The organism is Curtobacterium sp. HSID17257 (genome assembly GCF_003989515.1).
GTDB lineage: Bacteria > Actinomycetota > Actinomycetes > Actinomycetales > Microbacteriaceae > Curtobacterium.
Window position 1 is genome coordinate 1 of sequence record NZ_RBLU01000170.1, and the last position, 5313, is coordinate 5313.

The window sequence follows — 5313 nt, forward strand, 5'->3', positions numbered from 1 at the left end:
TCGATCGCGCAGGTCGCCGCCGACACGGGCTCGCCCCTGGTGCTGTTCGGGCACACGCTCGACGACCAGGCGGAGACGGTGCTGCTCGGCCTGCTGCGCGGCAGCGGGCCGGACGCGCTGTCCGGCATGCCACCGCTGGTGCGGCGGACCGCCGGACCGGCCTACGGCCGTCCGCTCCTCGGCGTCCGTCGGCACACCACGCGGCAGGCGACCGTCGCCGCCGGGCTCGTGCCGTGGGACGACCCGCAGAACGACGACCCCGCGTACGCCCGCGTGCGGGTGCGGACCGCACTCATGCCCGTGCTGGAGCGCGAGCTCGGCGCCGGGGTGCCCGAGGCGCTCGCCCGCACGGCGGAGCAGCTCCGCGAGGACGCCGCGGCGCTCGACCACTTCGCCGAGGAGATGGCGGAGGACCTCGCCGAGCACTCCGAGGCGGGCATCTCGCTGTCCGTGCCCGAGCTGCAGGCGAACCCGCCGGCGCTCCGGCAGCGACTCGTGCGGCTGGCCGTCGAGGGGGAGTTCGGGGTGACGCTGTCGCGGACGCAGACCCTCGAGGTCTGCCGACTGGTCACCGACTGGCGGGGGCAGGGACCGATCGACCTGCCGGGTGTGCGTGCCGCCCGGGACGGCGACCGGCTGGCGTTCAGCGCCCCGTCCTGACGGTTACCCTGGACCGGTGGAACTCTCCGACGTCCAGGCAGACCTGTCCGAAGTGCTCTTCACCCCCGAGCAGATCGACGAGAAGCTCGCCGAACTCGCCGCGGTGGTCGACCGTGACTACGCGGGCAAGGACCCGCTGCTCGTCGGCGTGCTGAAGGGCGCCGTCATGGTCATGGCGGACTTCTCGCGGCACCTGAAGATGCAGGCCCGCATGGACTGGATGGCGGTCTCGTCGTACGGCTCCGGCACGAAGTCGTCCGGCGTCGTGCGGATCCTCAAGGACCTCGACACCGACCTGCACGGCCGCGACGTCATCATCGTCGAGGACATCATCGACTCCGGCCTGACGCTGTCCTGGCTCAAGCAGAACCTCGAGTCCCGCGGCGCCGCGAGCGTCGAGATCGTCGCGCTGCTCCGCAAGCCCGAGGCCGCCAAGGTCGAGGTCGACGTGAAGTACGCCGGCTTCGAGATCCCCGACGCCTTCGTGGTCGGCTACGGCCTGGACTTCGACGAGCGCTACCGCAACCTGCGGGGCATCGGCGTGCTCGCGCCGCACGTCTACTCCTGAGGGCCACCGGGCCGTCCGGACCGCCGGACGGCCCGTACGGCTCCCTCCGGGCACGGGTGGAGTTCGCCCGCAGAGGACACCCATTCTCGCCACAGAGTCACCGCCGTATGCTGACCTCCACGCAACTCCGGCAGAGAAAGGTGTCGGGCCCTCGCGCCCGGATCACATGAACTTCAAGCGCATCTTCCGCGGCCCGTACCTCTACGTGCTCATCGCGCTGGTCGGCATCTTCATCGGCTGGAGCGTCATCGCGCAGTCCGGCACGCAGCAGATCGACACCCAGAAGGGTCTCGAGCAGCTCGCCGACGGCAAGGTCTCGTCCGTGGTCGTCAACTCGACCGAGCAGCGCGTCGACCTCACGCTGAAGGACGGCAACGCGAAGGAGCAGTTCTACTACTCCACGCCGCGCGGCGAAGAGGTCATCAAGGCCGTCAACGACGCCAACCTGCCCGACGGGTACAACGACACGGTGCAGCAGGGCAACTGGTTCCTGTCGCTCCTCGGCATCATCCTGCCCTTCCTGATCATCGGTGCCCTGTTCTGGTTCCTGCTCTCGAGCGCCCAGGGCGGCGGCTCGAAGGTCATGCAGTTCGGCAAGTCCAAGGCGAAGATGAACAACAAGGAGAACCCGCAGGTCTCCTTCGCCGACGTCGCCGGTTCGGACGAGGCGATCGAGGAACTCCACGAGATCAAGGAGTTCCTGCAGGAGCCCGCGAAGTTCCAGGCCGTCGGCGCGAAGATCCCGAAGGGCGTGCTGCTGTACGGCCCTCCCGGCACCGGCAAGACCCTGCTCGCACGCGCCGTCGCCGGCGAGGCCGGCGTGCCGTTCTACTCGATCTCCGGTTCGGACTTCGTCGAGATGTTCGTCGGTGTCGGTGCCAGTCGTGTCCGTGACCTGTTCGAGCAGGCGAAGGCGAACTCGCCGGCCATCGTCTTCATCGACGAGATCGACGCCGTGGGTCGGCACCGTGGTGCCGGCATCGGCGGCGGCAACGACGAGCGCGAGCAGACGCTGAACCAGCTCCTCGTCGAGATGGACGGCTTCGACGGCAAGACGAACGTCATCCTGATCGCCGCGACGAACCGTCCCGACGTCCTCGACCCCGCGCTCCTGCGTCCGGGCCGCTTCGACCGCCAGATCGGCGTCGACGCCCCGTCGCTCGGTGGCCGCAAGCAGATCCTCGAGGTGCACGCGAAGGGCAAGCCGCTCGCCGCGAGCGTCGACCTCGAGCTCCTCGCCCGCAAGACGCCCGGCTTCACGGGTGCCGACCTGGCGAACGTCCTCAACGAGGCCGCCCTGCTCACCGCCCGCTCGAACGCGCAGCTCATCGACAACCGTGCGCTGGACGAGGCCGTCGACCGCGTCATGGCCGGTCCGCAGCGCCGCACGCGCATCATGTCCGACCAGGAGAAGCTGATCACGGCGTACCACGAGGGTGGTCACGCCCTCGCTGCCGCTGCGATGCGCCACACCGACCCGGTCACGAAGATCACGATCCTGCCGCGCGGCCGTGCCCTCGGCTACACGATGGTGCTCCCGCTCGAGGACAAGTACTCCGTGACCCGCAACGAGCTCCTCGACCAGCTCACCTACGCCATGGGTGGCCGTGTCGCCGAGGAGATCGTGTTCCACGACCCGACCACGGGAGCGTCGAACGACATCGAGAAGGCCACGTCGACCGCACGCAAGATGGTGACCGAATACGGCATGAGCCGCGCGGTCGGTTCCGTCAAGCTCGGTTCGGGTTCCAGCGAGCCGTTCGTCGGTCGCGAGATGGGCGGCAGCAGCGGTCGCGACTACTCGGAGAACATCGCCGAGACGGTCGACGCCGAGACCCGTGCCCTGCTCGAGGCCGCGCACGACGAGGCCTACCAGGTGCTCAACGACAACCGCGACATCCTCGACCGCCTGGCCGGCGAGCTCCTCGAGAAGGAGACGCTGGACGCGCCGGAGCTCGTCGAGATCTTCAAGGACGTCCGCAAGCTCCCGGAGCGCCCGCAGTGGCTCTCGAGCGACCGTCGGCCGGTGTCGAACCTGCCCGCGATCGAGTTCCCGGGCAAGGCCGCGTCGACCGCGGCGGAGCAGGGCGACACCGAGTCGTCGTCGAAGCCCCGTCGCCGCCCGTTCGGCAACCCCGGTATCGCCCCCGCGTAGGCCGGCATGACCGACCTGCCGACGAGACGCTCGCGTCGCCTCGCCGAGGCGGACCACGCGCGCGCCGCCGAACAGGCGGCGCGCGCTGCCGCGGCGGAACCGCCGACCGTCGCGATCGACCTCCGTGCACCGGCTCCGGTGCCGGAGATCGTGACCGGTCGTCGGCCTGACCGCACCCCGAGCGGTGCCGCTGGCGGGTCCGACGACCGCACCCGCGTGATGGGCATCCTCAACGTCACGCCGGACTCGTTCAGCGACGGTGGTCTGCACCTGGCGGTCGACGCGGCGGTCACCCACGCCCGGGACCTCGTCGCTGCGGGTGCGGACCTGGTCGACGTGGGCGGGGAGTCCACCCGGCCCGGTGCCGACCGGGTGCCCGTCGAGGTCGAGCAGCAGCGCGTCCTGCCGGTCGTCCGGCAGCTCGTGTCCGAGGGCATCGCGGTGAGCGTCGACACCATGAACGCATCGACGGCCGAGCGCGCGGTCGAGGCCGGGGCCGCGATCGTGAACGACGTGTCGGGCGGTCTCGCCGACGACGACATGGCCCGGGTCGTCCGCGACACCGGGGCCGGCTTCGTCGTGATGCACTGGCGCGGGCACAGCGACCGGATGCACCGGAACGCCGTGTACGCCCACGCCGTGGACGAGGTCCGCCGCGAGGTCGAGCTCCGGGTCGCCGAGCTGATCGTCCTGGGCGTGCGCGAGGAGCAGGTGGTCATCGACCCCGGCCTCGGCTTCGCCAAGCAGGGCGCGCAGAACTGGGAGATCCTGGCCGGCTACGAACGCTTCGCCTCGATCGGGCTGCCGGTGCTCGTCGCCGCCTCCCGCAAGCGGTTCCTCGACGGGGTCGGCAGCGCTGCCGGTGCGCCCCCGCGTGACCGCGACCTCGCCACCGCCGCCATCAGCCTGCTCGCCGCCGAACGCGGCGCGTGGGGGGTGCGCGTGCACGACCCCGCACCGACCCGTGCGGTGCTCGACGTCTGGGATGCCTGGAGGGCAGCACGATCGTGAGGGACACCATCCGACTGACCGGGGTCCGTGCCCGGGGGAACCACGGCGTGTTCGACCACGAGCGCGCCGACGGCCAGGACTTCGTCGTCGACGTCGCGGTCGAGGTCGACGCCCGGGTGTCGTCCGGGTCCGACGACCTGGCGGACACCGTGCACTACGGGGTCGTCGCCGAGCAGGTCGTCGCCGAGATCGAGGGCGGGCCGGTGGACCTCATCGAGACCCTCGCCGAGCGCATCGCCGCCGCGGTGCTCACCCACCGTGCGGCGCTCGCGGTCGAGGTCACGGTGCACAAGCCCCAGGCGCCGATCACGGTGCCGTTCACCGACGTCTCGATCACCATCCGCCGCACCCGCGGTGGCTCGGTCTCCGCCGAGGAAGAAGAGTGAGCCGGGCGGTCGTCGCCCTCGGCGCGAACCTCGGCGACCGCGGGAGCACCCTGCGGGCCGCTGCGCAGGCGATCGCCGCGGCTCCGGCCATCCACCCGGTGGCGTCGAGCCACGAGGTGGAGTCCGTCGCCCTGACGCTCGACGGGCTCGACGACACCAAGCCCCGGTACCGCAACGGCGTGGTCGTCGTCGACACCGACCTGGCGCCGCAGGAGCTCCTCGACGCCCTGCACCGGATCGAGGACGACCACGGGCGCACCCGTGAGGTCCGCTGGGGCGACCGCACGCTCGACCTGGACGTGATCGCGGTCGACGACCTGCGGATCGACACGGACACGCTCACCGTCCCGCACCCGCGAGCGGGGGAGCGGGCGTTCGTGCTCGCCCCCTGGCTCGACGCCGACCCGGACGCCGTCCTGCCCGGGGTCGGACGCGTCGCGGACCTGCTCGACGCGGTCGGCGACGACACCGAGCGCATCGACGAGCCGCGGCTGTTCGACCCGGCGCCCACGTCCCGGACCGAGCCCGACGCA

The 5313-nt window shown here is 71.3% G+C and carries 6 protein-coding genes; all 6 read left to right on the forward strand.

Annotated features, from left to right (window positions below):
* Positions 1–660 (forward strand): ATP-binding protein (locus D8M35_RS15420; protein WP_174234766.1); only part of this gene is annotated, 660 nt, incomplete at its 5' end.
* Between the two features lie 16 nt (positions 661–676).
* On the forward strand, positions 677–1228 hold the full coding sequence (hpt, locus tag D8M35_RS15425) for a hypoxanthine phosphoribosyltransferase (RefSeq protein ID WP_031272831.1): 552 nt from the start codon (positions 677–679) through the stop codon (positions 1226–1228).
* A 166-nt stretch (positions 1229–1394) separates the two neighbouring features.
* On the forward strand, positions 1395–3383 hold the full coding sequence (ftsH, locus tag D8M35_RS15430; RefSeq protein ID WP_126892623.1) for an ATP-dependent zinc metalloprotease FtsH: 1989 nt from the start codon (positions 1395–1397) through the stop codon (positions 3381–3383).
* 6 nt (positions 3384–3389) lie between these two features.
* Complete coding sequence (folP, locus tag D8M35_RS15435) at positions 3390–4394, forward strand: dihydropteroate synthase (protein WP_238638268.1); 1005 nt, start codon at positions 3390–3392, stop codon at positions 4392–4394.
* Positions 4391–4780 (forward strand): dihydroneopterin aldolase, encoded by a 390-nt coding sequence (folB, locus tag D8M35_RS15440; RefSeq protein ID WP_202976577.1) that lies wholly within the window; start codon positions 4391–4393, stop codon positions 4778–4780. Before folP ends, folB begins: the two co-directional genes overlap by 4 nt.
* Positions 4777–5313: 2-amino-4-hydroxy-6-hydroxymethyldihydropteridine diphosphokinase (gene folK, locus D8M35_RS15445; protein ID WP_126892624.1), on the forward strand; the 537-nt coding region annotated here is incomplete at its 3' end. The genes folB and folK, both read left to right, overlap by 4 nt.